Genomic DNA, 23,981 nt, shown 5'->3' with positions numbered 1-23,981 from the left:
CCTCTACCTGGCCTGAGCTGGATACTCCCAGGGCATGAGCTGGCCGACCTGGCTCTGAGGGTGGCCTTGGACGATCCGGGTGATGACGTCGTTGAAGTAGGCGGCGGGATCGACGGCGTTGAGCTTGCAGGTCTCGACGAGCGAGGCGAGGACCGCCCAATGCTCGGTGCCACCGTCGGAGCCGGAGGGCGGGCCGCTCAGCCTTTCCACACTGGCCGACCAGGTCGGCGCCTGCGCCGCGATGGCCATGCCGCTGTTTCGGCGGATCGAGGCCCATCTCCTGGCCACCGAGCGATTACATGACGACGACACCAGGGTTCCGGTCCTCGCCAAGGGCAAGACCGACACAGGTCGCTGTGGGTCCATATCCGCGACGACATGCTGTTCGCTGGGCCCGAGCCGCCGGCGGCGGAGTTCTACTCCTCGTGTGACCGGCGGGGCAAGCACCCGCAAGCTCATCTTGGCGCCTGGACCGGCGTCCTCCAGGCCAACGCCTACGGCGGCTTTGGCGATCTCTACAAGCCCGGCCGTCCAGCAGGGCCGGTCCTGGAGGCCGGCTGTTGGGCGCACGCCCGACGCAGTTTCTCGAGCTCGCCGATCTCGACGCCACCGCCCACAAAAAGGCCAGGGGCGAGAAGGCCCGGGGCAAGAAGCCAAAGCCCGCCTGCCCCTTGGCTCTGGAAGCGGTTCTGCGCATCGACGCCATCTACGCGATAGAGCGAGAGATCCTCGGCCTGTCTGCCGTCGAGCGACTGACGGTCAGGCAGTCGCAGACCAAGCCCCTCGTCGTGGAGTTTGAGCCCTGGCTGCATGAGACCCCGAGAAGCTCACCCGCAGCCATGACTTGGCCAAGGCGATCAGCTACATGCTCCGCCGCTTGCCCTCGCTCACGCGCTTCCTCGACGATCGCCCGGTCTGCCTCTCCAACAAGGCTGCCGAGCGGGCCCTGCGAGGCATCGCGCTCGGCCGGAAGTCCTGGCTGTTCTGCGGATCAGATCGAGGCAGCCAGCGCGCGGCGATCATCTACAGCCTGAGGGTCACCACCAAGATGAACAACATCGACCCCCAAGCTTGGCTCGCTGATGTCCTCGCCCGCATCGCCGAGCACCCAACCCAGCAGCTCGACGAGCCCCTGCCTTGGAATTGGCGGCCGCTCGAAGCTCCTGCTCAGGCCGCCTGACGGAAGTCAGATCCCGCCACCGCCGCGGTGCTCACCGGATGGGTACGGTTCATGTCGGAACGGTGGGCGACATCAAATCGGAATGACGGGCTCAATCAGCGCGGAATGTGCACGATGCAGCCCACGCGGAGACGATCGCCGAGGCTGTCACCCGGCCCACCATGCAATTCCTCGCCGTGAAGACCGAGGCCCAGCAGGCGGTCTTGATGCTCCACCAGACCCGCGATCTCCTGGTACGCCAGAGGACCATGCTGATCAACGCCCTTCGCGGTCACCTCAGCGAGTTCGGGATTGTCTCAGCGCAGGGCTCCGCGGGCGTTCGGGCGGTGCCGCGACAAAGCTGGACCGCCCCCCCCTACCGACCTTAACCGTCGTCAACAGTAAGATCAAAGGCAACACCACGTACACGGGAAAATACCGCGGATCGCCCCAATAGAAGAACTGATTAATCATTGCGATCCCCACAAACCAGCTCGGAAAAAGCAGTATACCCAATGGGTTCTTTCGAGCAAATGCCGCGTATAAGTAACCCGAGACAGCTCCAATGAGCGAACATACTAAGAGGCCTGCTGGTCCGAAGTCGAGTATGGGGGAAAATATGCCGCTTGGATTGTTAAATTCCGCATTTCCATATCTAATGAAGAATTGCCCCATAACATCCGGGATCGCAGGCCGGGGAGTTGGCACCCACTGAGGCATGCGATAATACCAAATAGCTGTAAAAGAGGGAAATTCTATAGGTCCAAAATTTAAAATTACTCCACCCGCATTGTTGGTCGACGTGGCAACATACGCCAGCAGTCGGTAATATATAAATTCCAGAAAACTTCCATAGCCGTAACTGTACCGATACCACCCCCAGGTCCTATAGTATTCACCCAGGGCAAACAAACCCAGCACGCCGAACATCGCAATAATTGGAAGATAACGAATCCCAAATCGCCAACGCGTCGACAACTTTCCGAACGCCAGATAGGGCAATGTCAAGCAGACAAGCGATTCCAACAACGACAATCGCTCTGATCCAAGCACGGACCTTATCACCACAAGGCAGAGAAGACCCAGCACTAGCCGGGATTGCATCTTAGACGGCGCGCGCCCAAAAATGAAATAGTAAGATCCAAAGGCCGGAAGCGCCAGCAGGTACAACTGAGTTAAGGTTGTCACGCCGGGAATTCTGCCAGACGCCCGCTGTAGAGTAGCAGAGGCTCCTCGCGAACCGGCCATCGTCGCAGCAACCAAGTCGAGATTGAACAAATACGCGGATATGATTACTAGATGTGCTGCAAGCGATATAACCAACATGGTCGTAATCGCGGCGCTCAGCCGCTTCTCGTCGAACACCCGCAAGGAGTGAGCTCCGAGGGACAGCCTCATTCCGAGCCAAGCGCCCCCAGCCAGCGCCGACAATGATAAGACGGCCAGCATCACAACATATGGCGTGAGGAAGTTTCGAGCACCAAAACGCTCAATCTCTGGCCCCCCGAGCAGAAGGGCAACACCGAGAAATGGCACCAAGAAGTACGCGATGAATTTGTGAGGCTGCAACCACCAGAGCTGGTTCTCCTCCGACTGACCTTTGGTCAATTTGGGGCGAATTGTGCCGAGGCCAACCCTAACGTTTTGAGCACGATCGGGCTTACGGGTGCCATTTGCGCGACGAATCAACTAGCGTCTCCAAAACGATATGTTCGCGCGACGATGCTCCGCACCAAACCTTTTGCCCCGGCGTGATCTTCGCCGCAAGGATGAAGGTTGGACAATGGCGACCCCGCATCGAGATACACCTGGCTCATCACAACCGGGACAGCGAAGGCACAGAAAATTCGCGCGGGACGCTGACGAGGAGTGGACCGCAAAGCGCACCCGACCGCGCCTCAACCTGAGACGGGCAGCACACCCAACAGATTGCTCTCCCCCGCTTCTACTGATATCCAAAACAGTTGAACTACGTAAAGTGAGCATCGCATGTCTGAAATTCCCACTTCTCCCATTCGAATTCTTCATTTGACAGAAACCGCAATGGGCGGGGTCGGAACATATTTGAACGGCCTCCTTCCAAGTCTCGAAAGTAGTCGATTCTCTATCCGCCTCATCGCCCCTCAACAGCACGCGAAGGTGTTAACTGCAGCTGAAAACCTTTCCCTCCGGATGTTTGATAGGAATAGGCGCGGATTATATTCAACAATCCAGCTCTTCCTGATGACCTACAAGGAAATTCGTGAATTCAATCCGGACATAATTCACGCACACTCAACTATAGCTGGACTGGTGGCTAGAACCCTGAGGGCCCTGAAACTTACCCGAGCTCGCATTGTGTATATGCCACACGGATGGGGATTTTATATTCAAGCTGCTGCATGGAAAAGAATGGCCATTGTCCTAGTTGAGAGAATTCTAATTCGATATACAGATGTTGCTATAATGGTGTCGTCAGGCGAATTTAACGATGGTTGTAGAGCGGGAATCGACCCTACCCGCTTAAAGATTGTAATGAATGGAATTCCAGACAGCGCGCAACCGGGTCGCGGTTCTGTCGAGAATGGCTTTAGTGACGTCATTAGGGTTCTATTTGTCGGCAGGCTCGATCGTCAAAAGGGCCTAGATTTGCTTGTTGATGTTGCAAAGCGACTTAGTGGGTTTGCCGTTTTTCGCGTGGTTGGTGCCGGCGTTGTTGAAGAAGGAAACAGTTACCAGAACACTGAAAATCTTGAGTTTCTAGGATGGAAATCCCACGCGGAGATCGAATTCGAGTATAGGAATTGCGATATTGTACTAATTCCCTCCCGCTGGGAGGGATTGAGTCTTGTTTTGCTGGAAAGCATGCGCGCCGCACGCGCTGCCGTTGCAACCGATGTGGGCGGCGCGCGTGATGCTATAATCGACGGTGAAACCGGAATTTTAGTCCCTCCTGGAGATGTAGAGGCAATCGCGGCAGCGATTATTGGACACACGCGTTCAGAATTTATTTTGATGGGCCTAAATGCGCGAAAATACTTTGAGGGCCATTTTCTAATTTCGCGCGTCGTCTCGGACTTGGAAGAAATATATTTGACGCAGTTCAGTAGAGCCTAATTGCCCCGGTGGACTCAAATGGTTTTCACGCTAAATCATCGTGTCAGGATATAAGTTAGGGCTTAGGATTCGATCGACGACTTCACTCCAGGTAAGGAATTGTTCGGTTTCCGTTCGAGTGCAATTGATCGCATTAGTGATGGCGCGCTTGATGCTGGCGGGATCTCCTGGTTTATACCCAAATCTCATCGGCTTGGATCCGACCACAAATACTGGGCATACAGAAGGAATTCCAAGGAAGCCGTATTGCATCAGCTTCATTGACGTATCAGAGAGATAATACGGGGCTTCGGCCTCTCTATATGGCGCTATCCCGAAGTTGGAATGCTTTATGTAGCGAATAGTGTCTCGAAACTTCATCTCACCATAGTGAACAACGCCTTTAGGGAAACTGCTTTCGGGTAAGCCGCTTCCTATAACGTGGAATACAATTTCTGGGAATTGGTGAGTTGCTATTTCGAAGAAGCTCCGGTCAAATAGCATAGATCCTACGGATACGGCGTTGATGCCGCCATGGTAGGGATTTTCGTCCGGATATTCTTTGATTTCCTTGTCTATCCCATGAGGTACATAAAATATATTCGTTCCCGCAGGCATTGCAGGTACGAGTAAGCGGGATGGAACTCGAACTCCGTCAAGAATTTGGGAGCTTTGAGAGAGTTTCTTGACTAATGACGGGTCGACCTCAATGGTCTGAAGGTCATCGGAAGCTATATATAGAACCTCACATCGTGGATTCCAGGCCTTTATTTTCGATAAAAAGGCGCATGCAAAGCCGGATTCCACAATAACGACATCAGATTCCTGAACCCATGACTTCAGAACAGCCGGACAATGCTCGACGTATGCATCGAAAGCCAATTTGGAGAGCGGATTCAAAAGACCAAGTCGGGGATTGAATGGGTGTATTGGCGTCTTCCACAAATAGCAGCTAACACCTTCTCGGACCTCCACTTTGTTAGCTATATCTGCGATAGATAGACGCGGATCTTTCCCCTTGAGGCGTGAGAATGCGCTATAGCCTGCGGAAAAAAATTTCGTTTCGCCACGCTTTTTCAGTTCAGACGCAATGAAGTGAACGCTTGCCTTGCGGGGTGAACGGAAATCGTGCCCGGATAGTATCAAGTACTTCAACTCGAGCTTCCTTCGTGAGAATCGGGCCTAGGGTAGTCCTTGTACCGGGAGAGAATATACGTCAGTCCTGCGCTTGGCTATATTGTGACGGGCGCACTCGACGTCCGCGTCAGCCATGGCGGCGTGGATGGAGTGCCTCGAGTTCGTGTGGTTCTGGGTGGGACGCCATCAGGACAGGATAGTTTGAGAAGCGAATTCACAGACGTGTGCTATTGCCAACTTGAGTGAGCTGCGGCTTATCAGGCATTTAGCCGGAAATTTCTCCTCAAGGACTGACATCCGGGCGCGCCTGAGCGAGACGAAGAGCAAAAATGTTTCAATTCTTTTCTGCTTTGTTTGTCTTGGTGAATAACGCATTGATTGCACCGGAGTCCTCTGGTAAAGAGGAGGGATAATGATAGAAATGGATCGGCCGTAGTTTGTTATTTTTTACGGATAACATCCTCGCGCGACCTGCAATTAGTTCCCATTGTCTCTAAGACTGCAACAAGAATCTCAGTAATTGCTTTAACCTCTACCGCATCTCGACCCCGCAACACCAAGTTCGAGCCGTCGCCGCCGTCCCCGTAGAACGGGTAGCTCCCCAGGCTCATCGTCGGGTCGGCCTTGGCCACCGTCTCCAGCGGCGCGGCGATCACGCCCTCGCCCGAGCCCTCCACCCGCACCGTCCGGCCGATCACCTCCGCTCCGCCCTTCAGGCGATGGCCGACATGCTCCAGCGTGCCGCGCATTATCTGCGGCACGCCGGCCAGGACGAAGACATTGCAGATGGTGAAGCCGGGCGGCCCCTGCACGGGGTTCTTCACCAGGTCGCCGCCCACCGGCACCCGGGCCATGCGCCGCCTCGCGGCGTTGGGATCTGTGCCCAGCGCGCGGTCATCATGACGATAATGTCCGGGTGTTCGTAGAGTTCGACCCCGAAGGCCGCCGCCACGGCGTCGGCAGTGATGTCGTCGTGGGTCGGGCCGATGCCGCCGGTGGTGATGACGTAATCACACTGACTGCGTAGCGCATCGAGTCCGGCGATAATCTCCTCGTGGATATCCGCCACCGTGCGCCTCCATCAAGCCCCCCCCATGCACGCCCAGATAGAGGGCGCTGTCGCGCAGGCTAGTGTCCTGGGTGCGGCCCGACAGGATGTCATCGCCGATGTTCAGGACCGCGGCGGTCACAACCTCGGTGGGGCCTTCAGTTCCCGTTCCCGCCATGACCATACCTCTGTGATAGAACCGTTCGTCGGAGCGACCGAAGCCCGCTCCGGCGAGCCTCGCAACCCATCAATGGTGGTGAGCACCCGCTCGCCGGCCCGCTGAAGGAGATTGCTCAGTGTGATATCAAGCGTAACAGTAGTGTAGCTTAGAGGTGCAGGCGCGCGGCGTCGGGGGGAAACTACTATGGGCATGACGTGCCGGAAGTCGTGACACGGAAGCGCGTCGGGCGCCGCACGGGCGGCGTGCGCTTCAAGCTCCACCGTTGGTTCTATCGAAACCGCCCGCGGGTGGCGGTGGCCGTCGCCTTCGTCATCTTTGTCTTCGTTGGCATTGTGTTCGCGAGCTTGTCTATAAATTCAACCGCAGGTGGGCCAACAGGTGGCGAAGGCTCAGCAACCCCAACCTAGACGTCTTCGACCGTATCCATTAACTTTTCCTTACTCCCTCGTCCGGGGCCGCCTGGTGAGCCGCGACAAGCGGTTCTTCGCCGAGGTGTTGCTGGAGAACGGCACCGAGCTCACCGCCCACTGCCCCAATCCGGGTGCCATGCTAGGATTGAAGACGCCGGGCTTCCCAGTGTGGGTCTCCAGGTCGGACAATCCGAAGCGTAAGCTCACCCACACCCTGGAGATCGTCGAGGTGGACGGTGGCCTGGTGGGGATCAACACCCTGCACCCCAACCGGCTGGTGGCCGAGGCTCTGGAGGCCGGCCTCATTCCCGAACTGGCGGCTACGCCTCGGTCCGGCGCGAGGTGAACTACGGGACCGCCAGCCGCATCGACTTCCTGCTGGAGGCGCCGGACCGGCCGTCCTTCTGGCTGGAGGTGAAGAACAGCTACCTCAAGCGCGGCGGAACCCTGGCGGAGTTCCCCGAATGCGTCGCGGCGCGCTCCCTCAACCACCTGGGCGAGCTGAAGGCCGTGGTCGCGCAGGGCTGCCGCGCGGTGATGCTGTTCGTTATCCAGCGCACCGACTGCGACCAGTTCGCCGCCTGCGCCGAACTCGATCCGAAATGCGCTGCCAGGATGCCGACGACCCGGGCGAACGCATGCGGCCAAGGCGACCGCCTGTCGGACCATTCTCAGCGAAGTTGGGAGCCAGTTCAGCCTACAACGTGCGGGCCAGACGCCCGCCTGGGTTTCACCTCCCACCTCAAGTTTCTCATGGGAGACCTATGTGGGGTCAACCACTCCGTCATCCCGCCCAAACATTCCAGTCCGCATCCCCCACATACCGTCCCACCACATTCACCGACGTCCAGCCCCCGGCGCTCATGATCTGCAGCAGGCTCTTGCCAGCCGTCATTAGGTCCTGGGCGGCGCCGACGCGCATGGAGTGGCCGGAGAGGGCGGCGGTGGTTGGGGCGGGCACGCCGGCGCGCTGGGCGGCGGCCTTGAGGCGGCGGCTGACGGCGACGGAGAGCAGGCCCTTGGCTTGGAGGTGGCCTCCGATGACGGCGCGGAGGATCGGGCCCTCGTGGATGGCCGCGGCCTCTGTCCACTCATCCAGGTGCGCCAGGGCGACGGCGGAGAGATAACCCCAGCGGCCGTCACCGAATTGGTCGTTCTTGGCGCGGCGTACCAGGATCTTGGCGCCGCCGTCCGACAGCCGGGTGAGGTCCTCCAGACGCAAGCAGACCAGTTCGGAACGGCGGCACAGTGTGTCGTAGCCGATGGCGATCATGGCGCGGTCGCGTCGGCCGATCAGGGTGTCGGGGCAGGCGGCGATCAGTTGGTCACGCAGGGCCGCGGTCAGACCCAGGGCCTGCCTAGGTCGCCGGCGCTTTGCACGCATGGCGCGGCGCAGGGCGATCGCCACCTCCTCATCATCGACCGGGCACGGCAGGCGAAACAGGCGGTGGACCTTGCGGATGGCGGCCAGACGGCGCTTCAGAGTGGAGGATGCCGACTTCACCGCGTCGGCGGCGATGAAGTCGGCGACCACCTGCGACGTGGCCGGCAGCGGGGTGCGGTCGTTGGCCAGACACCACCGCTCGAAGATCGTGAAGTCGGAGCGATAGCTGCGCAGGGTGTGCTCGGAATAGGCCCCCTCAAGACGCTGGATCGCGGCCCGCCATGCACATTCGGACGATGTTGTCGCGGAGAGCACTTTCAGGCACCATTCCGATAAGCTGGGGATGAAGTATGATATCTTTTATATCACTTATGATGCAATAGCATTTGATCACTTCCGCGCAGATACGATCCGCCAGGGCGGCGCTAAAGTGGTCGGCGAGCGACCTCGGCAAGCGTTCGGGGATCAGTGTCCCAACCATCCAGCGCCTGGAGCAGCACGACGGCGTCCCCCCCAGCCGCTCCAGCACCCTCATGGACATCCGCGCCGCCCTCGAGACCGCGGGCATCGAGTTCGTCGGCACGCCCGACGACGGCCCCGGCATCCGCCTGCGCAAACCCCTCCAGGGAGGTCCCCCTGCCTAAGCTCCCCGCGGTACGGACGCCGCGAGCCGCGGCCACCAAGGTCGCCCGCAAGTCTCGCCCGTATACCCTCCCACCAGGGCTCGGAGAGATGCTCGCGCCCGTCCACATCCTCCGCACAGAAGACATCGACGCCTATGACACCCTGATGGAGCAGTTCACAGACGCCATCCGGCCCCAGGACTTTGTCGAGTGGATGTGGGTCCGGGATCTGACCGATCAGACCTGGGAAGAACTGCGCGCCAAGCGCGCCCGAGCCGTCCGGTTGAAGCTTGCGAGACGCGAGACGGTGGAGCTGATCCTGACGTCCCACTACCCCGCCAACACCCTGAAGGACGCCGAAATGGAGTTCGCGCTCCAGAAGGATGTCGCCGACATCATGATGGGGGAGGAGATCCCGAAGGCGGGCTTCGATGAGATCCGCCGGCAGTATGGAGTCACGGGCCTCGACAATTTCGGGGCCGCCTACCAGTCTTGCCTTTCGGACATGGAGCGCCTGCAGCGCATCGCCGATCGCGCCAACGCGCGCCGCAACATGACCCTCCGCGAGATCGACCGACGGCGTGACGCCGCCGCGCGACGCGCGAGGGACACCGTCACGACGGTGACCAACGCCGCAGACGCCATCGACGCTGACTTCGAATGACCACCGAGCCGCGGATTTCCGCCAACCGCCGGAACGCCGCCAAGAGCACGGGCCCCAAGACCCCAACCGGCAAACGCCGCGCCTCCGGCAACGCCTTGCGGCACGGCCTGACCAGCCAGGCGTCGGCGAACTCCGACCTCATTCAGTCCATCGCCAAGGCGCTCGGCGGCGACCTCTCCCCAGACGCCCCTGCCCGCCAGGTCGCCCAGCTCGAGGACCTGATCCTGCGCATTCGCCAAGCCAAGGTCCAGGCCTACGACGACGCCCTGACCAGGATCACCAGCCAGGCATCGCCCGAGATGCCGCGCGAAGAGACCGACGCCCTGGCGCTGATCGCGGCCGCGCCCGACCTGCTGAAGTTCGACGAGTACGAGCGCAAGGCGATGTCGCGGCGGCGCAGGGCGCTGGCGGCCCTCGAAGCCTAGGACTGCGGCGCCGCGTGTCCGCAGGGATATATCGGCACGAATAATGTCACTATATTTTCGGAATACTCCAGACGAGTTTTGGCGAAACGAAGCCAACGCGCCCCTCCCGGCAGCAGAGCGCCGGTGACGTCGCCGGCCGTTCGTCCATCATGATGGGGCGTCGTGGCCGCCGGCGAAGAGGCTCCAGTGCGACGTCAAAGAGGCCCGGCGGTCGCCCGCGCGGGCCTCATTCAATTCCATTCCATGCGGGCGCCAGCGCCGAGGGCTGACCGATGGGGTTTTCAGGACCCCTCAGCCTTTTATAGCCACTGAAGAAACCCCCTCATCCCACGAGGTCCCGCCTGGTCCCGCGTTATCCCGCATGCCCCCGCTTATCTGCGGAATGTCCGATAACGCTGAACCTCAGAATTCAGACCGTTAGCTCAGCCACCTTCTCCACCCCCACCGCCTCCAGCGCCGCGATCAACTCCGCGACCGTCGCCTCTAGCTCCGCCTCGTCCCGCCCCCGCAGCACCAGGTTCGAGCCGTAGCCGCCGTCGCCATAGAACGGGTAGCTGCCCAGGCTCATGCCCGGGTGCGCCTTGGCCACCGCCTCCAGCGGCGCGGCGATCACGCCCTCGCCGGAGCCTTCCACCCGCACGGTGCGGCTCAGCACCACGGCCCCGCCCTTCAGGCGATGACCCACGTCCTCCAGCATGCCGCGCATGATCTGCGGCACGCCGGCCAGGACGAAGACATTGCCGATGGTGAAGCCGGGCGGGCCCTGGACCGGGTTCTTCACCAGGTCGCCGCCGACCGGGACCCGGGCCATCCGCCGGCGCGCGGCGTTGGGCTCGGCGCCCCAGCGGGCGGTCATCATGGCGATGATGTCGGGGTGCTCGTAGAGCTCGACGCCGAAGGCCGCGGCCACGGCGTCGGCGGTGATGTCGTCGTGGGTGGGCCCGATGCCGCCGGTGGTGATGACGTAGTCATAGCGGGCGCGCAGGGCGTCCAGGGCCGCGATGATGTCCTCGTGGACGTCGGAGACGGTGCGCGCCTCCATCAGGTCCACCCCGTGGACGCCCAGATAGAGGGCGATGTCGCGCAGGTTGGTGTCCTGGGTGCGGCCCGAGAGGATCTCGTCGCCGATGATCAGCACCGCGGCGGTGACCGCCTGACCTTCCTTGCCCGCCGGACTACCCATTGCTGCGCTCCTCACCTAGATCAGGCTTCCGCATAGCCGATCGGACGCCCCCCGCCCATGGACTTTCCCTATCCCCTCCAGCGCGGCCGCCTGGTGAGCCGCTACAAGCGCTTCTTCGCCGACGTGGTGCTGGAGGACGGGACGGAGATCACCACCAACTGTCCCAATCCGGGCGCCATGCTGGGGCTGAACACGCCGGGCTTCCCGGTCTGGATCTCCCGGTCCGACAACCCCAAGCGCAAGCTCGCCCACACCCTGGAGATCGTCGAGGTCGACGGCGGCCTGGTGGGGATCAACACCATGCATCCCAACCGCCTGGTGGCCGAGGCCCTGGAGGCGAGCCTCATTCCGGAGCTGGCGGGCTACGCCTCGGTCCGCCGCGAGGTGAACTATGGGATCGCCAGCCGCATCGACTTCCTGCTGGAGGCCCCGGACCGGCCGCCCTGCTGGCTGGAGGTCAAGAACAGTCACCTCAAGCGATCGGGGACGCTCGCGGAGTTTCCCGACTGCGTCGCCGCCCGCTCGCTGAAGCACCTGGGGGAGCTGAAGGCCATGGTGGCGGAGGGCCACCGCGCGGTGATGCTGTTCGTCATCCAGCGCACCGACTGCGACGCCTTCGCCGCCTGCGCCGAGCTGGATCCGAAATACGCCGCCGGCCTGATCGACGCGGCGCGGGCCGGCGTTGAGGTTTTGTGCTATGCTTGCCATATCGGTGCGGACGCCATCCGCATCACCCACCGCATCCCCTGGCGCGACGCCCTCGTCGCGGAGTCCTGACATGACCCTCAACGACGTCCTCGAGGCCGAGACCCGCACCGGCGAGATTCGCCTCCACGGCCCCGAAGGGTTCGAGGGCATGCGGATCGCCGGCAAGCTGGCGGCCGAGTGCCTGGACATGCTGACCCCGCACGTGGTCCCCGGCGTCGTCACCGACGAACTGGACCGCCTGGCGCGGGAGTTCATCCTGGATCACGGGGCCCTGCCCGCCTGCCTGGGCTATCGCGGCTACACCAAGACCGTCTGCATCTCGGTCAACCATGTGGTCTGCCACGGCATCCCCAGCGAGCGGGCCCTGCGCGAGGGCGACATCGCCAATATCGACGTCACCCTCATCGTCGACGGCTGGCACGGCGACCACAGCCGCATGTACGGGGTGGGCCCGGTGGCGCCGCGGGCCCGTCGGCTGATCGACGTCACCTATGAGGCCATGCAGCGGGGCCTGGACGCGGTGAAGCCCGGCGCCCGGACCGGCGACATCGGCTACGCCATCCAGCAATATGTCGAGGGTCAGCGCTGCTCGGTGGTGCGCGACTTCTGCGGCCACGGCCTGGGCCGCGTCTTCCACGACGCCCCCAACATCCTGCACTTCGGCGCCAAGGGCACGGGCGAGCTGCTGCGGCCGGGCATGTTCTTCACCATCGAGCCGATGGTGAACCTGGGCAAGCACCCGGTGAAGGTCCTGGCCGACGGCTGGACGGCGGTGACCCGCGACAAGTCGCTCTCGGCCCAGTGCGAGCATTCGGTGGGGGTGACCGAGACCGGCTATGAGGTCTTCACCCTCTCGCCCCAGGGCCTGTTCAAGCCGCCGGTCCAGGGCGACTGAAGCCGGCGAGCTCTTAGGAGAGCAGCGCCCGGGCGGTGATGATCAGGACCGCCCAGCCCACCAGACTGGCGGCGGTGATGACGGCCAGGGAGCGGCGGGCCGACCAGCGGTGTTCGGTCTGCTCGGCGAAGCTGGCCACGAGCTCGGCCTGCAGGGCGCGGGCCGGACTGTCGACGGGGTCAAAGGCGCCGTCGGCCAAACGCACCGGCGAGGGGGCAAGGACCCAGGCCTCGGCGGGGATCGCGGGAATCTCGAGCGCCTCGGGGGCGGGCTCGGCAACGCGTTTCTGGGGGCGGGCCATCGCTGGGGTCTCTCCACGAACGACTCAACCTTGACCACTTCGAGTCTAACAAATCCTCTCTGTGCGTAGTTACTGAGCGGTAAGGCGCCACAAGGCCTCCGGACGCGTGACGGGGCTCGCCGCGGCCAGCGACTCACGGCGCAAAGCCAAGCCCCGCCCCGATCCTGCCGATCGACAGGCTTGCCAAACCGGAACGAATGGGGAACTCTACCGCGACGAACGGTCGCGGAGCCCTTCATGTCGGATGCTGGCGAATTGCGGGAAGCCTGGAGCGGAGCCCTGTTTCCCGCCAGGCCGGAGCCCAGACCTCATTATCTTGGCCACCGTGATCGGCTGCGCGACCGGGCCCGCACCGGCGGGCTCGGCGCCCTGCCCGACTACGAGTTACTGGAGCTCTGCCTCTTCCGGACCATTCCGCGTGGCGACGTCAAGCCGCTGGCCAAGGCCCTGGTCGCCCGCTTCGGGTCGCTGGCCGGGGTGCTGGGCGCCACCCTCGACGAGTTGCGGACGGTGCGCGGGGTCGGCGAGGCCGTGGCCCTGGACATCAAGCTGCTGCAGGAGGCCGCCCTGCGGGTGGGCAAGGCCGCCGTGGTCAAGCGCACGGTGATCTCGTCGTCCAGCGCGCTGTCGGCCTATGTCCGCACGGCGCTCGCCCATGAACCCCGCGAGCAGTTCCGGGTGCTGTTCCTGGACAAGAAGAACCAGCTGATCGCCGACGAGGTGATGAACCACGGCACCGTCGACCACGCCCCGGTCTATCCCCGCGAGGTGATGCGCCGGGCCCTGGAGCTGTCGGCCAGCGCGCTCATCCTGGTCCACAACCACCCCAGTGGCGACCCCACACCCTCCGGCGCGGACGTCCAGATGACCCGCGAGATCGTCGAGGCCGGACGGTCCCTGCGCATCGCCATCCACGACCACCTGGTGGTGGGTCGAGACGGTGTGGCCAGCTTCAAGGCGCTGGGATTGTTCTAGCGGTCGTTGCTCACCAGCATGTCGCCGAGCTTGGCCCAGTTCAGGGCCGAGTGCATCTGGGCGTAGATGGCGTTCATCCAGCCCTGGCGGCGCAGGAGCAGGAAGGCCTCGTCGGGCAGGGCCCGCAGCCTGGCCTCATCTATGGTGGCGAAGCCGGCCATCTTCAGGTCGCCGCCGGTGGGCAGCTTGATGGTCGCCGCGCGGCCTTCCAGCACGCCGCAGGCCACCAGGGCCTCGACGAAGGGCGCGGTGGCCAGGTCGGCCGCCCGCACCGACTTGCAGAAGTCGAAGGCCGACTTCACCAGCCGCGACGGCTCGCCGTTGGCGAACAGCGGCTGGCCGCCGTCAGGCACCAGGATCTCCGGGTCGTTCTCGATGCAGAGCTGGACCCCCAGCTCCTCCCCTTCCCCGTACTCCGCCAGGATGAAGGGATAGCGCCGCACATAGGCCGGCACATAGGCGCCGGCCAGCCAGGCCCCGTCGGCGCCGACGAACAGGTTCTCGTCGTCGCGCAGACCCACCACCGCCACCGGCCGCGCCCCGCCCTCGGTGGTGAAGGCGATGGGATAGGAGAGCGCCGCCAGCGGGATTTCCGACAGGCTGATGGGAATGGCGTTGGTCTTGCGGGCGAAGCCATAGTCCAACGCGTCGACGAGCCCCGCCGCGCCATGCGCGGCCGGGTGAAGCGCGACCGGATTCTGATAGAAAAGTGGTCTCATCACGAAACGAACAGCTCCCCCAAGCCATTCCGTCTGCAAGCCTCAGGCCGCGGACGATCTTCGAATTAGAACACGGGTCTGCAAGTTGCGCCATCCCGCATGCCACAATCCGGGTAACCGTCCGGAAATCAACTTGGTAGGGACACCGGGGGTCGAACCCGGACGGGCTGTGCCCAACAGATTTTAAGTCTGGCGCGTCTACCAGTTCCGCCATGTCCCCGCCCGGTCGGGCAGACCCTGACATAGCCCGCCCAAACCTCGGGAGCCAGCTTTGCAGCAGAGGCCAGGCCGGGCCGCGGCCTCAGGCCGGGCGAACCACCTCGCCGGGCGCGCGGCGCCGCGCGATCGCCGCGGCGATGTCCTTGAAGGCCAATGGCAGCAGGGCCCAGGGCTCCAGCAGGTAGCGGGCGAACATGCGCCGCGGCTCCTGGGCCAGGCGAAAGGCCCAGACCAGGCCCGCGTCGCTCATCCAGGGCGGCGGGGCGACCTGGACGTCGGCCTCGTAGTCGAAGGCGGCCCCCACGGGCATGATCACGCAGTTGGGCAGGGCCTCCAGATTGGCCTCGATCCACAGTTCCTGCCGGGGCATGCCCATGCCGACGAACAGGATGTCGGGCTTGAAGGCGGCGATCTGGGCCAGGGCCTCGGCGTTGCCCTCCGAACCCGGCGTGGCGTCGAAATAGCCGTCGCGGCCGCCGATCAGGGCGCCGGGATACTTGGCCATCAGCCGCTCCGAGGCGGTCTCCACCACGCCGGGCGCGCCGCCGATGTAGAAGACACGGTAGCGGTTGGCCGCCACCATGTTCCAGAACAGCGGGCGGAAATCCACATAGCTGCAGCGGTGGAAGGTGCGGGCCGGCATCCCCAGCAGCCGGGCGAAGAAGATCACCGGGGTGGAGTCCATCTCGATGAGATCGGCCTTGGCGAAGAAGCTGGCCAGCTCGGGGCGCGTCTTCAGCAGGTAGAGGCTGTGGCTGTTGTGGTTGGCGATGATCGCCTTGGTCTTGGCGGCGATGAAGCGGCCGATGTGGTGCATCACCTCCTGCGGACGCACCAGGTCGATGTCGCCCCCCAGGACGTGGATGCGCTCGGTGGTGCGGCGCGCGGCGCGGTAGGCGGCCGGGGCTTCGACCGGCAGGGATCCATCCATCGCGATCTGACTTCTGTCGTTGGCGTTCGGACGGCAAGCCTAGCGATGGGCGCTTAACAAAGGGCTGCCCAGCCGCCACTCTCAGTCATGGACGCGTCGCGGATCGAACAGGTGTTGGCCGCGGCGGGACTGGCGGCCGAGACTCCCGGCGTCGTCATCGATCATGGCAAGTCCGGCGACCTGGTGGCCCGCTGCGGCGAGGTCTTCGTCAAGCTCGCCCCGCGCGCCGAGGCCTGGAACGCCCGGACCCTGGCCCGGGAGACCGAGGTCCTGCTGTGGCTGGCGGGCCAGGCGCCGGTCCCGGCCGTCCTGTGGTCGGGGGCTTGCGGCGAGGACCTGGCCCTGGTGATGGCCGCGGCGCCCGGCACGCCGGTGTCCCACGTCGGCGAAGACCCGGCCGAGGCGGCCCTGACCGCGGCCCTGAGGACCCTGGCCGCCCTGCACGCCCTGCCCCTGGGCGACTGTCCCTTCGACCAGAGGCTTGCGGTCAAGCTGGCCCAGGCCGAGGCCCGCCTGGCCGCCGGCCTGGTGGACGAGACGGACTTCGACGCCCAGCGTCTGGGCCTGACCGCGGCGGAGGTCTGGGCCCAGCTCACGCCCATGATCCCGGCCGGCGAGGACCTGGTCCTGACCCACGGCGACGCCAGCCTGCCCAACTTCATCTGGGACGGCGGGGCGGGAACCACCCTGATCGACCTTGGCCGCTTCGGGATCGCCGACCGCCATCAGGACCTGGCCCTCTTCCTTCGGTCGGCCAGACGCAACCATCCGCACGTCGACGCCGTACGTCTGCTGCAGGCCCACTACCCCCTCGCCCGACTGGACGAGGCGCGCCTGGCCTTCTACCGCCTCCTCGACGAGTTCTTCTGACCATGACCGCAGCTCCGACCATCGTCTGGTTCCGCCGGGACCTGCGCCTGGCCGACAATCCCGCCCTGGAGGCCGCGACCCGAACCGGCGGGCCGGTGATCGCCCTCTATGTGCTGGACGAGACGCAGGGCCTGCGGTCCCCGGGGGCGGCCTCGCTCTGGTGGCTGGACAAGTCGCTGGCCGCCCTGGCCGCATCCCTGGAGGCCCTCGGCTCGCGGCTCGTGCTGCGGCGGGGCCCTGCCGCCGACATCGTCCGCGCCCTGGCCGCCGAGACCGGCGCCGCGGCCGTCACCTGGAACGCCCTGTTCGACCCCGGCTACCCGGAGCGCGATACGGCCCTCGCCCAGGCGCTCACGGCCGACGGGATCGAGCCGCGCCGCTTCAACGGCGGCCACCTGGTCAATCTGGAGGCCGTCCGCACCAAGACCGGCGGTCCCTTCAGCGTCTTCACCCCGTTCTGGCGGACCGCCCGGCAGATGGTGAGCGACGCGGGCGCGCTGGCCCCGCCCGCCGCCCTCCCCGCGCCGGCGGCGTGGCCCGCCTCCGAGCGGCTGGCCGACTGGGGCCTGCACCCGAGCGCGCCGGACTGGTCCAAGGGCTTTGGCGACTGGCGGCCCGGCGAGGCCGGCGCCCATGAGGCCCTGGACCGCTTCGTCGAGACGGGCCTGAGGACCTATTCCACCGACCGTGATCGTCCCGCCGTGGAGGGCACCTCGCGCCTGTCGCCCCACCTGCACTTCGGGGAGATCAGCCCCAAGGCCTGCTGGCGCGCCGCCCAGGCCGCCGCCCACCATGGCCGGGCCGGCGAGGGCGAGGTGGAGAAGTTCCTGGCCGAGCTCGGCTGGCGCGACTTCAACGCCGCCATCACCCACACCCGCGCGGCGGCGGGCGCCGACCTGGCCCAGGCCAGCTTCAACGCCGCCTTCGATCCCTTCCCCTGGCGCGACGATCCCGCCGGGTTCGAGGCCTGGACCCGCGGCGCCACCGGCTACCCCATCGTCGACGCCGGCATGCGCCAGCTCTGGACCACCGGCTGGATGCACAACCGGGTGCGGATGATTGTGGCCAGCTTCCTGACCAAGCACCTGCTGATCGACTGGCGACGGGGCGAGCAGTGGTTCTGGGACACCCTGGCCGACGCCGACCACGCCTCCAACGCCGGCGGCTGGCAGTGGGTGGCGGGCTCGGGCGCCGACGCCTCGCCCTATTTCCGCATCTTCAATCCGGTGACCCAGAGCGAGAAGTTCGATCCCCCGGGCGACTATGTCCGCCGCTGGGTCCCGGAGCTGGCCCGCCTGCCGGCGACGTTGATCCACGCCCCCTGGACCGCGACCCCGCGGGAGTTGGCGAAGGCCGGGGTGTGGCTGGGCCGGGACTACCCCGCTCCCATCGTCGATCACGCCTTCGCCCGCCAACGCGCCCTGGACGCCTACGCCGCGCTGCGGGCGGGGGCCTAAGCGCCCTCCAGGTCCCGCTTGAGCCTGGCCAGGACGCCGACGGCCGCCGCGGCATAGGGCGAGATCCAGCGCTCGTGGATGTCGGCGAAGGGGGCGGCGTTGAGATAGTTCCAGCGCTTGCGCCCCTCCCGCCGCGGGATGATCAGCTCGGCGCGTTCCAGCACCCCGATGTGCTGCATCACCGTGCAGCGGTCCAGGACGCCGGCGAAGTGGTCGCAGAGGTCGCCGGTGGTGCGCGGCTCGGCCTTCAGCAAATCCAGGATCTGCCTGCGGCGGGAGTCCGCCAGGGCCTTGAACACCAGGTCGTCTTCGGCGTCGCTTGACATGTTATGTTTCTATAACATATTTGGACCTCATCGCAAGCGGAGGTCCTCCCGATGGAGCAGAAGTTCCAGGTGCAGCTGAAGATCCGGAAGCCGGTGGCCGAGGTCTTCGAGGCGGTGGTCAGGCCGGAGAAGCTGACCAGCTATTTCATCGACACCTCCAGCGGCCCCCTGGCGGCGGGCGCGACGGTGACCTGGCGGTTCGCCGAGGTGGACGAGTCCTTCGACGTGGTGGTCCACGAGGTGGTGAAGGACGAGAAGATCGTCTTCGAATGGCCGTCCAGCGGCGGCTACAGCACCCGGGTGGAGATGGCCTTCAAGCCCTTGAAGGACGGCGCCACCATGGTGCAGATCAGCGAGGGCGGCTGGCCCGACACGCCGGAGGGCGCCAAGGCCTCGCACGGCAACGCCGGCGGCTGGATGCACATGCTCTGCTGCATGAAGGCCTATCTGGAATACGGCATCAACCTAAGGGCCGGCGGCGCCTTCTAGGCCGCGTCCGGCAGGTCGTAGGCCACCACCTTGAAGCCGCTCAGGATGGCGGGGCCGAAGGTGTTGGCGATGGCCACGTCGGTGGCGTCGCGGCCGCGGGCGATCAGCACCCGGCCGATGCGGGGGATGTGGTTGCGCGGATCGAAGGTGTGCCACTTGCCGCCCAGATAGACCTCGAACCAGGCGCTGAAATCCATCTCGCCGACGATGGGAACCCCGATGTCGCCAAGGTAGCCGGTGCAGTAGCGGGCCGGGATGTTCATGCAGCGGCAGAAGGCGACGGCCAGGTGGGCGTAGTCGCGGCAGACGCCGCGGCCTTCGCAATAGGCCTCGAAGGCGGTCATGGTCGGCCGGGCATGCTCGTAGCCGAACTGGATGTGGTCATGCACCCAGTCGACGATGGCCTGGACCCGGGGCCAGCCCGGCTCGGTGTGCTGGAACATGGACCAGGCGATATCGCTCAGCCGGTCGGTCTCGCAATAGCGGCTGCCCAGCAGGAAGATCAGCACGTCCTCGGGCAGGTCCTCCACCGCGGCCTGGGGCGCGAAGGGCGAGATCACGTCGGGCTTGCCGTCGTCGGCGATGATGAAGTCCGCCGACAGGGTCAGGCGGCCGGCCGGCGCCAGGATGCGGCTGCAGATGTTGCCGTAGGCGTCCAGGTACTGGCGTACGTCCAGCATCGGATCGGTGCGCAGCCAGTCGGGGGTTTCCAGGTCATGGCGCCGCGTCGGGTGGACGCTCAGCATCAGCAGCATCGGAACCGGCGCCGGGCAGTCGTAGATGATCTCGAAGCCCGACTTGATACGCATCCGTTTCCCGAAAAGCAGCTATCCGGCTGAGCCAATGGCTCGGACGGCGACAGGTTGCATGGGGACCTCGCCCTCGTCGCGGACATCGACCTCGACCTCCATGCCGAGATAGTCCGTGGGCAGGCCCGACCAGCTTCCGTGCAGCGGCACCGCCTGGCGGGGATCGCGGGCGATGGCCACCCGCACCAGGTCGGCGTTGCCGACGATGCCGTTGGTGGGATCGAACTCCACCCAGCCGCAGGCCGGCAGGAAGACCCGCACCCAGGCGTGGGTGTGGCCGGCGCTGGTCCGGCTGAAGCCCGCCCCGGTCATGGGGCTGTAGATGTAGCCGGACACGAACCGGGCGGCGAGGCCGAGGCTGCGCGCCGCCTCGATCATCAGCACCGCATAGTCGCGGCAGGTGCCGCTGCGCAGGGCGAGCGTCTCCACCGGGTCCTGGATGCCGCGGGCCAGGCGGGCGTTGTACTTGAACTCGGCATAGATGGCCTGGGTCATCTCGCTGAGCAGGGTCTGCAGACTGGTCTTGCCCACCGGCTTGACGAAGCGCCGCGCCCAGGCGTCGATCAGGCCCTCGGGATCGGGATAGTGGCGCTTCATCGACAGTTCGAGGTCCGGCAGGTCCTCGGGGCTGTAGTCGAAGGGCATGGCGCCGGTATAGACCTCCACCTCCCCGTCCACGTCGGCGAAGGCCGGCAACGGGGTGTGCTCCAGGCGGACATGGCTGTCGAAGACCAGCTCGTCGGCGCGGCCCGAAAATCCCGCGACCCCGACGCAGTTTCCGAACACGTCGTGCACCGAGCGCAGGCGCGCGGGCGTGGGGCTGATGGTCAGGTCGCAGGTCAGGATGCGCTGGTCATAACTCTCGCGGGGCCGGAACATCATGCGATGCTCGCCGAGCGCCACGGGATTGCGGTAGCGGTAGCGGGTGACATGACGGATCGAGAGGATCGGCATTGGGCGAGCGTGAGGCCGATTTGTCTCTAAGGTCTAAACGAATTCTCGGGCGCGACGATCCGCCCCCGGTGTCTGTCACGATTCCAGGCGGCGCCTGCCCCCTGCTGCTCATCGGCGACCATGCCGGCCGCGCGATCCCGCGAAGCCTGGGGCGCCTCGGCCTTGCGGCCGCTGACCTGGACGGCCACATCGCCTGGGACATCGGCGTCGCCGGTCTGGGCGAGCGGCTGGCCGCCCGCCTGGACGCCCCCTTCGTCGCCCAGGCCTATTCCCGGCTGGTGATCGACTGCAACCGCAGGCCGGGCGCGGCCGCCGCCATCCCGGAGGTGAGCGACGGCGTGGCCATTCCCGGCAATGTCGGCCTGACTCCCGAGGCGATCTTCGCCCGGCGCGGCGAGATCTACCAGCCCTATCAGGACGCCATCGCCGAGGCCCTCGACCGCCGGGCGCGCCAGGGACGGCCGACCCTGCTGGTGTCGCTGCACAGCTTCACCCCGGTGATGCAGGGCCAGGCGCGGTCCTGGCGCATGGGGGTGCTGCACCGCGACGATTCCCGTTTCTCCCGCCGGATGCTGGACCTGCTGGGCCGGGAACTCGGGGACGAGGCCGGCGACAACCAGCCCTACCGGATGGACGAGACCGACAACACCGTGCCCCTGCACGCCGACCCGCGCGGCCTGGACTATCTGGAGCTCGAGGTGCGCCAGGACCTGATCGCCGGGCCGGACGGCCAGGACGTGGTGGCCGACCTGCTGGCCCGCCTGCTGACCGAAGCGCTCACCTGAGCGGCATGGGGATGCTAGGTTTGGCCGGCGCGCCGGGGTGAAGGACGAGAATGCGACTGACCGTCTATACCGACTTCTCGCTGCGGGTGCTGATGTACGTGGCCCTGCATCGCGACCGCCGGCCCACCATCGCCGAGATCGCCGCCAGCTACGGGATCTCCCGCAACCACCTCATGAAGGTGGTCTATGAGCTCGGCCTGGCCGGCTATATCGAGACCGTGCGGGGCAAGAACGGCGGCCTGCGCCTGGCCCGCGAGCCGGAGGCGATCATACTGGGGGAGGTGGTGCGCCGCACCGAGCCGGACATGGCCCTGGTCCCCTGCTTCGACCCCGTCAACGGCGCCTGCGTCATCACCCCGGCCTGCAAGCTGCGCCGCGCCCTGCACGAGGCCCGCGCCGCCTTCCTCGAGGTCCTGGACGGCTACAGCCTGGCCGACCTGGTGGAGAACCAGGGCGCCCTGCAGGCCCTGCTGGCCCGCGGACCGCCCGCGCAGATCGTCGACCCCTAAACGCGCTCGGGCGCGATCGGCCGGCCCTGGTGGCTGAAGGCCGTGCGGGCCGGGGGGCCCGAGCGGCCGTCGAGGCGCGCCGCCCAGGCCTTCAGGCGCTCGCCCACCGAGACCGCCGCGGCCGGCTCGGCCTCCACCTCCTCCACCCCGGCCACCTCGGGCACGTAGTACTGGACGATCCGCTGCACCCCGCCCTTCAGGGTCAGCCGCGCCGAGGGGCAGCCGCCGCAGGCGCCGCGCATGTGGATCCAGAGCACGCCGGCCTCGGCGTCGAAGCGATCGAACACGATGTCCCCGCCGTCGCGCGCCACGCCGGGCCGCACATGCCGGTCCAGGACCCCGCGGATCTCTGCCTCCAGGTCGGTGTCGCCGGCGGTCGCGGGCGCACCGGCCGGCGTGGCGCCCGGCGGCGCGGCGCCGGCCTCCTGGTCCAGGACCGCGCTCAGGGCGGCGATGACCTCCGGGCCCAGCCGGCCCCAAGGCCGTCCCTGGGCCCGCGTCACGGTCACGAAACCTGGGGCGACAAACACCCCGCCGACCCCCGGCAGCGCCCGGAGCGCGGCGGTCAGGACCCCTTCCAGGGCCAGGAGCCCCGCCCCGCTCCCCGCCGGGGGTGAGAACTTCATGGCGTCCGGATTGGGCGTCGGTTCGGTGGTGATGAACACGGTCGCTCCTGCCCGCCTGGGCGCGCGGCCGATCCGCGCGGGGCCTAGCCAGGCTTAAACCAATATTGTAGATACATGTTCAAACCGCAACCCAAACAGATTCCCCCATGAGCGCCCCGTCCGCCGCCCCGCCCCCTCCCCGCCTCAGCCCCGGCGCGGCCGCGGGCGTCACCGAGGCGATGATCCACGACCTGGTGCACGGCTTCTACGCCACCGTCCGCGCCGACCCGGCCCTGGGCCCGATCTTCAACCGGATCATCGGCGACGAATGGGACGCCCACCTGGCCAAGCTCTGCGACTTCTGGTCCTCGGTGATGCTGATGACCGGCCGCTTCAAGGGCTCGCCCATGGTCGCCCACACCAAGATCCCCGAGATCAGGCCGACCCACTTCGCCCGCTGGCTGCACCTGTTCCGCCAGAGCGCCGAACGGCTGTGCCCGCCGCCGGCCGCGGCCCTGTTCGTCGCCAAGTCGGAGATGATCGCCCAGAGCCTGCAGTACGGGATCGCCGCCACCCGCGGCGAGCTGCCGCCGCTCGCCGGCGCCGCCCAGCCATGACGCCACCCCCCTCGGAAGGACCGACCATGTTCCATCTCCTGATGCTGCCCGCCAACGCGGTCTGCGACGCGCTCGGCGTGGTCGACGAGCACGAGCGCGGCATGATCCGCATGCTGGTCAACATGCTGCTCTGGACCACCCTGGGGGCCGTGGTCTTCATGGTGGCCTGGGTGCTGGTGGCCTGATCCCCGCCCCCGGCGTCACCTTCATCACCCACCGGGGCGAGGCCTATCGCCTGCCCCTGCGCCTGGGGTGGTCGCTGATGAGCCTGGCGCGGCTGGGCAAGGTTCCCGGCATCGACGGGGTCTGCGGCGGCAATTGCTGCTGCGTCACCTGCCACGTCCATGTCGATCCGGCCTGGCGCGCCCGCGCCGGCGAGCCCTCGGCCATGGAGGAGTCCATGCTGGACTTCGCCGGCGACGTCGACGCCGGCTCGCGTCTGGCCTGCCAGATCCGGATCACCGAGGACCTGGCCGGCCTGATCGTCCGCCTGCCGGCGCAGCAGGTGGTCCTGGGCCTCTGA

29 protein-coding genes, 1 tRNA gene and 5 pseudogenes are annotated in these 23,981 nt (G+C 65.6%); 20 read left to right on the top strand and 15 right to left on the bottom strand.

Annotation, left to right across the window (positions count from 1 at the left end):
• Positions 1–3: 3 nt before the first annotated feature.
• A pseudogene (locus tag AC1RN5_RS04305) lies at positions 4–186 on the bottom strand (transposase domain-containing protein); the annotation flags it as partial.
• 55 nt (positions 187–241) lie between these two features.
• On the opposite strand from AC1RN5_RS04305, the pseudogene AC1RN5_RS04300 reads away from it, so the two are divergent.
• From AC1RN5_RS04300 to AC1RN5_RS04285, 4 genes and pseudogenes are all read left to right on the top strand, one after another.
• A pseudogene (locus AC1RN5_RS04300) lies at positions 242–717 on the top strand (IS66 family transposase).
• A pseudogene (locus AC1RN5_RS04295) lies at positions 672–949 on the top strand (IS66 family transposase); the annotation flags it as partial. The pseudogenes AC1RN5_RS04300 and AC1RN5_RS04295, both read left to right, overlap by 46 nt.
• The gene (locus AC1RN5_RS04290; protein WP_493041471.1) at positions 947–1,180 is read left to right on the top strand and encodes a transposase domain-containing protein; all 234 of its coding nucleotides are present in this window, start codon (positions 947–949) and stop codon (positions 1,178–1,180) included. The pseudogene AC1RN5_RS04295 and the gene AC1RN5_RS04290, both read left to right, overlap by 3 nt.
• A 101-nt stretch (positions 1,181–1,281) precedes the next feature.
• A pseudogene (locus AC1RN5_RS04285) lies at positions 1,282–1,503 on the top strand (IS110 family transposase); the annotation flags it as partial.
• On the opposite strand, the gene AC1RN5_RS04280 reads toward AC1RN5_RS04285, so the two are convergent.
• Positions 1,457–2,848, bottom strand: a complete 1,392-nt coding sequence (locus AC1RN5_RS04280; protein ID WP_493040012.1) for an O-antigen polymerase — start codon at positions 2,846–2,848, stop codon at positions 1,457–1,459. The pseudogene AC1RN5_RS04285 and the gene AC1RN5_RS04280 sit on opposite strands and share 47 nt — an antisense overlap.
• 300 nt (positions 2,849–3,148) lie before the next feature.
• On the opposite strand from AC1RN5_RS04280, the gene AC1RN5_RS04275 reads away from it, so the two are divergent.
• Positions 3,149–4,255, top strand: a complete 1,107-nt coding sequence (locus AC1RN5_RS04275; RefSeq protein ID WP_493040011.1) for a glycosyltransferase family 4 protein — start codon at positions 3,149–3,151, stop codon at positions 4,253–4,255.
• Positions 4,256–4,285: 30 nt separating this feature from the next.
• On the opposite strand, the gene AC1RN5_RS04270 is transcribed toward AC1RN5_RS04275, so the two are convergent.
• The 3 genes from AC1RN5_RS04270 to AC1RN5_RS04260 all read right to left on the bottom strand — a co-directional run bounded on the left by AC1RN5_RS04270 (position 4,286) and on the right by AC1RN5_RS04260 (position 6,440).
• Positions 4,286–5,389, bottom strand: coding sequence for a GumK N-terminal domain-containing glycosyltransferase (locus tag AC1RN5_RS04270; protein WP_493040010.1), 1,104 nt, complete (start codon positions 5,387–5,389; stop codon positions 4,286–4,288).
• A 422-nt stretch (positions 5,390–5,811) separates the two neighbouring features.
• The gene (locus AC1RN5_RS04265) at positions 5,812–6,225 is read right to left on the bottom strand and encodes a molybdopterin-binding protein (protein WP_493040009.1); all 414 of its coding nucleotides are present in this window, start codon (positions 6,223–6,225) and stop codon (positions 5,812–5,814) included.
• Positions 6,192–6,440: a molybdopterin-binding protein gene (locus AC1RN5_RS04260; RefSeq protein WP_493040008.1), complete on the bottom strand. Its 249-nt coding sequence runs from the start codon at positions 6,438–6,440 to the stop codon at positions 6,192–6,194. The genes AC1RN5_RS04265 and AC1RN5_RS04260 overlap by 34 nt, the downstream gene beginning before the upstream one ends.
• Positions 6,441–7,059: 619 nt before the next feature.
• Here AC1RN5_RS04260 and sfsA (AC1RN5_RS04255) point away from each other — a divergent pair.
• A pseudogene (sfsA, locus tag AC1RN5_RS04255) lies at positions 7,060–7,622 on the top strand (DNA/RNA nuclease SfsA); the annotation flags it as partial.
• A 172-nt stretch (positions 7,623–7,794) separates the two neighbouring features.
• Here the strand turns inward: sfsA (AC1RN5_RS04255) and AC1RN5_RS04250 are convergent.
• Positions 7,795–8,709, bottom strand: coding sequence for a tyrosine-type recombinase/integrase (locus AC1RN5_RS04250; protein WP_493040007.1), 915 nt, complete (start codon positions 8,707–8,709; stop codon positions 7,795–7,797).
• A gap of 71 nt (positions 8,710–8,780) precedes the next feature.
• On the opposite strand from AC1RN5_RS04250, the gene AC1RN5_RS04245 reads away from it, so the two are divergent.
• The 3 genes from AC1RN5_RS04245 (at position 8,781) to AC1RN5_RS04235 (ending at position 10,106) form a co-directional block, all read left to right on the top strand.
• Entirely contained in the window at positions 8,781–9,038 is a 258-nt protein-coding gene (locus AC1RN5_RS04245) for a helix-turn-helix domain-containing protein (RefSeq protein WP_493040006.1), read from the top strand.
• 88 nt (positions 9,039–9,126) lie between these two features.
• Entirely contained in the window at positions 9,127–9,681 is a 555-nt protein-coding gene (locus AC1RN5_RS04240) for a hypothetical protein (RefSeq protein ID WP_493040005.1), read from the top strand.
• Complete coding sequence (locus AC1RN5_RS04235) at positions 9,678–10,106, top strand: hypothetical protein (RefSeq protein ID WP_493040004.1); 429 nt, start codon at positions 9,678–9,680, stop codon at positions 10,104–10,106. Before AC1RN5_RS04240 ends, AC1RN5_RS04235 begins: the two co-directional genes overlap by 4 nt.
• A 409-nt stretch (positions 10,107–10,515) precedes the next feature.
• Here AC1RN5_RS04235 and AC1RN5_RS04230 read toward each other — a convergent pair whose 3' ends face one another.
• Entirely contained in the window at positions 10,516–11,289 is a 774-nt protein-coding gene (locus tag AC1RN5_RS04230; RefSeq protein ID WP_493040003.1) for a competence/damage-inducible protein A, read from the bottom strand.
• 57 nt (positions 11,290–11,346) lie between these two features.
• Between AC1RN5_RS04230 and sfsA (AC1RN5_RS04225) the strand changes: the two genes are divergently transcribed.
• Complete coding sequence (sfsA, locus tag AC1RN5_RS04225; protein WP_493040002.1) at positions 11,347–12,066, top strand: DNA/RNA nuclease SfsA; 720 nt, start codon at positions 11,347–11,349, stop codon at positions 12,064–12,066.
• A 1-nt stretch (position 12,067) separates the two neighbouring features.
• Positions 12,068–12,892, top strand: coding sequence for a type I methionyl aminopeptidase (gene map / locus AC1RN5_RS04220; protein WP_493040001.1), 825 nt, complete (start codon positions 12,068–12,070; stop codon positions 12,890–12,892).
• A gap of 13 nt (positions 12,893–12,905) precedes the next feature.
• On the opposite strand, the gene AC1RN5_RS04215 is transcribed toward map, so the two are convergent.
• Positions 12,906–13,193, bottom strand: a complete 288-nt coding sequence (locus AC1RN5_RS04215) for a hypothetical protein (protein WP_493040000.1) — start codon at positions 13,191–13,193, stop codon at positions 12,906–12,908.
• A gap of 237 nt (positions 13,194–13,430) precedes the next feature.
• Between AC1RN5_RS04215 and radC the strand changes: the two genes are divergently transcribed.
• Positions 13,431–14,168 carry a RadC family protein gene (gene radC / locus AC1RN5_RS04210; RefSeq protein ID WP_493039999.1) on the top strand — a complete coding sequence of 246 codons (738 nt, stop codon included), beginning with the start codon at positions 13,431–13,433 and terminating at the stop codon, positions 14,166–14,168.
• On the opposite strand, the gene AC1RN5_RS04205 is transcribed toward radC, so the two are convergent.
• The 3 genes from AC1RN5_RS04205 to AC1RN5_RS04195 all read right to left on the bottom strand — a co-directional run bounded on the left by AC1RN5_RS04205 (position 14,165) and on the right by AC1RN5_RS04195 (position 16,037).
• Positions 14,165–14,887, bottom strand: a complete 723-nt coding sequence (locus AC1RN5_RS04205; protein ID WP_493041470.1) for a SapC family protein — start codon at positions 14,885–14,887, stop codon at positions 14,165–14,167. The two genes, radC and AC1RN5_RS04205, sit on opposite strands and share 4 nt — an antisense overlap.
• 134 nt (positions 14,888–15,021) lie before the next feature.
• Positions 15,022–15,107, bottom strand: a tRNA-Leu gene (locus AC1RN5_RS04200).
• Positions 15,108–15,188: 81 nt separating this feature from the next.
• Positions 15,189–16,037 carry a WecB/TagA/CpsF family glycosyltransferase gene (locus AC1RN5_RS04195; RefSeq protein ID WP_493039998.1) on the bottom strand — a complete coding sequence of 283 codons (849 nt, stop codon included), beginning with the start codon at positions 16,035–16,037 and terminating at the stop codon, positions 15,189–15,191.
• Positions 16,038–16,124: 87 nt separating this feature from the next.
• On the opposite strand from AC1RN5_RS04195, the gene AC1RN5_RS04190 reads away from it, so the two are divergent.
• Together AC1RN5_RS04190 and AC1RN5_RS04185 are read left to right on the top strand one after the other, a co-directional pair.
• Positions 16,125–16,907, top strand: coding sequence for an APH(3') family aminoglycoside O-phosphotransferase (locus AC1RN5_RS04190; RefSeq protein WP_493039997.1), 783 nt, complete (start codon positions 16,125–16,127; stop codon positions 16,905–16,907).
• A gap of 2 nt (positions 16,908–16,909) precedes the next feature.
• Positions 16,910–18,364, top strand: coding sequence for a cryptochrome/photolyase family protein (locus AC1RN5_RS04185; RefSeq protein WP_493039996.1), 1,455 nt, complete (start codon positions 16,910–16,912; stop codon positions 18,362–18,364).
• Here the strand turns inward: AC1RN5_RS04185 and AC1RN5_RS04180 are convergent.
• On the bottom strand, positions 18,361–18,690 hold the full coding sequence (locus tag AC1RN5_RS04180; protein WP_493039995.1) for an ArsR/SmtB family transcription factor: 330 nt from the start codon (positions 18,688–18,690) through the stop codon (positions 18,361–18,363). The genes AC1RN5_RS04185 and AC1RN5_RS04180 overlap by 4 nt on opposite strands.
• Before the next feature lie 51 nt (positions 18,691–18,741).
• Between AC1RN5_RS04180 and AC1RN5_RS04175 the strand changes: the two genes are divergently transcribed.
• Complete coding sequence (locus AC1RN5_RS04175) at positions 18,742–19,179, top strand: SRPBCC family protein (protein WP_493039994.1); 438 nt, start codon at positions 18,742–18,744, stop codon at positions 19,177–19,179.
• On the opposite strand, the gene AC1RN5_RS04170 is transcribed toward AC1RN5_RS04175, so the two are convergent.
• Positions 19,176–19,988 carry a transglutaminase-like domain-containing protein gene (locus tag AC1RN5_RS04170; RefSeq protein ID WP_493039993.1) on the bottom strand — a complete coding sequence of 271 codons (813 nt, stop codon included), beginning with the start codon at positions 19,986–19,988 and terminating at the stop codon, positions 19,176–19,178. The two genes, AC1RN5_RS04175 and AC1RN5_RS04170, sit on opposite strands and share 4 nt — an antisense overlap.
• A gap of 18 nt (positions 19,989–20,006) precedes the next feature.
• On the bottom strand, positions 20,007–20,942 hold the full coding sequence (locus AC1RN5_RS04165; RefSeq protein ID WP_493039992.1) for a transglutaminase family protein: 936 nt from the start codon (positions 20,940–20,942) through the stop codon (positions 20,007–20,009).
• 68 nt (positions 20,943–21,010) lie between these two features.
• Here AC1RN5_RS04165 and AC1RN5_RS04160 point away from each other — a divergent pair, with 68 nt between their 5' ends.
• Both AC1RN5_RS04160 and AC1RN5_RS04155 read left to right on the top strand, forming a co-directional pair.
• Positions 21,011–21,727 carry an N-formylglutamate amidohydrolase gene (locus tag AC1RN5_RS04160; RefSeq protein WP_493039991.1) on the top strand — a complete coding sequence of 239 codons (717 nt, stop codon included), beginning with the start codon at positions 21,011–21,013 and terminating at the stop codon, positions 21,725–21,727.
• 50 nt (positions 21,728–21,777) lie between these two features.
• A complete protein-coding gene (locus AC1RN5_RS04155; RefSeq protein ID WP_493039990.1) occupies positions 21,778–22,236 on the top strand; it encodes an Rrf2 family transcriptional regulator in 459 nt (152 codons plus the stop codon).
• Here AC1RN5_RS04155 and AC1RN5_RS04150 read toward each other — a convergent pair.
• Entirely contained in the window at positions 22,233–22,901 is a 669-nt protein-coding gene (locus tag AC1RN5_RS04150; RefSeq protein WP_493039989.1) for a NifU family protein, read from the bottom strand. The genes AC1RN5_RS04155 and AC1RN5_RS04150 overlap by 4 nt on opposite strands.
• Positions 22,902–23,008: 107 nt before the next feature.
• On the opposite strand from AC1RN5_RS04150, the gene AC1RN5_RS04145 reads away from it, so the two are divergent.
• The 3 genes from AC1RN5_RS04145 (at position 23,009) to AC1RN5_RS04135 (ending at position 23,981) form a co-directional block, all read left to right on the top strand.
• Positions 23,009–23,458, top strand: a complete 450-nt coding sequence (locus AC1RN5_RS04145; RefSeq protein ID WP_493039988.1) for a group III truncated hemoglobin — start codon at positions 23,009–23,011, stop codon at positions 23,456–23,458.
• A gap of 26 nt (positions 23,459–23,484) precedes the next feature.
• A complete protein-coding gene (locus AC1RN5_RS04140) occupies positions 23,485–23,643 on the top strand; it encodes a hypothetical protein (RefSeq protein ID WP_421933647.1) in 159 nt (52 codons plus the stop codon).
• Between the two features lie 77 nt (positions 23,644–23,720).
• Entirely contained in the window at positions 23,721–23,981 is a 261-nt protein-coding gene (locus AC1RN5_RS04135; RefSeq protein ID WP_493039987.1) for a 2Fe-2S iron-sulfur cluster-binding protein, read from the top strand.

The sequence above is a fragment of the Phenylobacterium sp. GW821-FHT12F10 genome (assembly GCF_058806695.1).
Note: the sequence above shows the minus strand (reverse complement) of the source record. Positions and strands in the feature narration are given on the sequence as shown.

Coding starts and splice junctions, on each gene's coding strand:
- AC1RN5_RS04275 (WP_493040011.1), top strand. CDS start 3,149: ATGTCTGAAATTCCCACTTCTCCCATTCGAATTCTTCATTTGACAGAA.
- AC1RN5_RS04265 (WP_493040009.1), bottom strand. CDS start 6,225: ATGGCCCGGGTGCCGGTGGGCGGCGACCTGGTGAAGAACCCCGTGCAG.
- AC1RN5_RS04240 (WP_493040005.1), top strand. CDS start 9,127: ATGCTCGCGCCCGTCCACATCCTCCGCACAGAAGACATCGACGCCTAT.
- AC1RN5_RS04235 (WP_493040004.1), top strand. CDS start 9,678: ATGACCACCGAGCCGCGGATTTCCGCCAACCGCCGGAACGCCGCCAAG.
- AC1RN5_RS04230 (WP_493040003.1), bottom strand. CDS start 11,289: ATGGGTAGTCCGGCGGGCAAGGAAGGTCAGGCGGTCACCGCCGCGGTG.
- sfsA (WP_493040002.1), top strand. CDS start 11,347: ATGGACTTTCCCTATCCCCTCCAGCGCGGCCGCCTGGTGAGCCGCTAC.
- map (WP_493040001.1), top strand. CDS start 12,068: ATGACCCTCAACGACGTCCTCGAGGCCGAGACCCGCACCGGCGAGATT.
- AC1RN5_RS04215 (WP_493040000.1), bottom strand. CDS start 13,193: ATGGCCCGCCCCCAGAAACGCGTTGCCGAGCCCGCCCCCGAGGCGCTC.
- radC (WP_493039999.1), top strand. CDS start 13,431: ATGTCGGATGCTGGCGAATTGCGGGAAGCCTGGAGCGGAGCCCTGTTT.
- AC1RN5_RS04205 (WP_493041470.1), bottom strand. CDS start 14,887: ATGAGACCACTTTTCTATCAGAATCCGGTCGCGCTTCACCCGGCCGCG.
- AC1RN5_RS04195 (WP_493039998.1), bottom strand. CDS start 16,037: ATGGATGGATCCCTGCCGGTCGAAGCCCCGGCCGCCTACCGCGCCGCG.
- AC1RN5_RS04190 (WP_493039997.1), top strand. CDS start 16,125: ATGGACGCGTCGCGGATCGAACAGGTGTTGGCCGCGGCGGGACTGGCG.
- AC1RN5_RS04185 (WP_493039996.1), top strand. CDS start 16,910: ATGACCGCAGCTCCGACCATCGTCTGGTTCCGCCGGGACCTGCGCCTG.
- AC1RN5_RS04180 (WP_493039995.1), bottom strand. CDS start 18,690: ATGTCAAGCGACGCCGAAGACGACCTGGTGTTCAAGGCCCTGGCGGAC.
- AC1RN5_RS04175 (WP_493039994.1), top strand. CDS start 18,742: ATGGAGCAGAAGTTCCAGGTGCAGCTGAAGATCCGGAAGCCGGTGGCC.
- AC1RN5_RS04170 (WP_493039993.1), bottom strand. CDS start 19,988: ATGCGTATCAAGTCGGGCTTCGAGATCATCTACGACTGCCCGGCGCCG.
- AC1RN5_RS04165 (WP_493039992.1), bottom strand. CDS start 20,942: ATGCCGATCCTCTCGATCCGTCATGTCACCCGCTACCGCTACCGCAAT.
- AC1RN5_RS04155 (WP_493039990.1), top strand. CDS start 21,778: ATGCGACTGACCGTCTATACCGACTTCTCGCTGCGGGTGCTGATGTAC.
- AC1RN5_RS04145 (WP_493039988.1), top strand. CDS start 23,009: ATGAGCGCCCCGTCCGCCGCCCCGCCCCCTCCCCGCCTCAGCCCCGGC.
- AC1RN5_RS04140 (WP_421933647.1), top strand. CDS start 23,485: ATGTTCCATCTCCTGATGCTGCCCGCCAACGCGGTCTGCGACGCGCTC.
- AC1RN5_RS04135 (WP_493039987.1), top strand. CDS start 23,721: ATGAGCCTGGCGCGGCTGGGCAAGGTTCCCGGCATCGACGGGGTCTGC.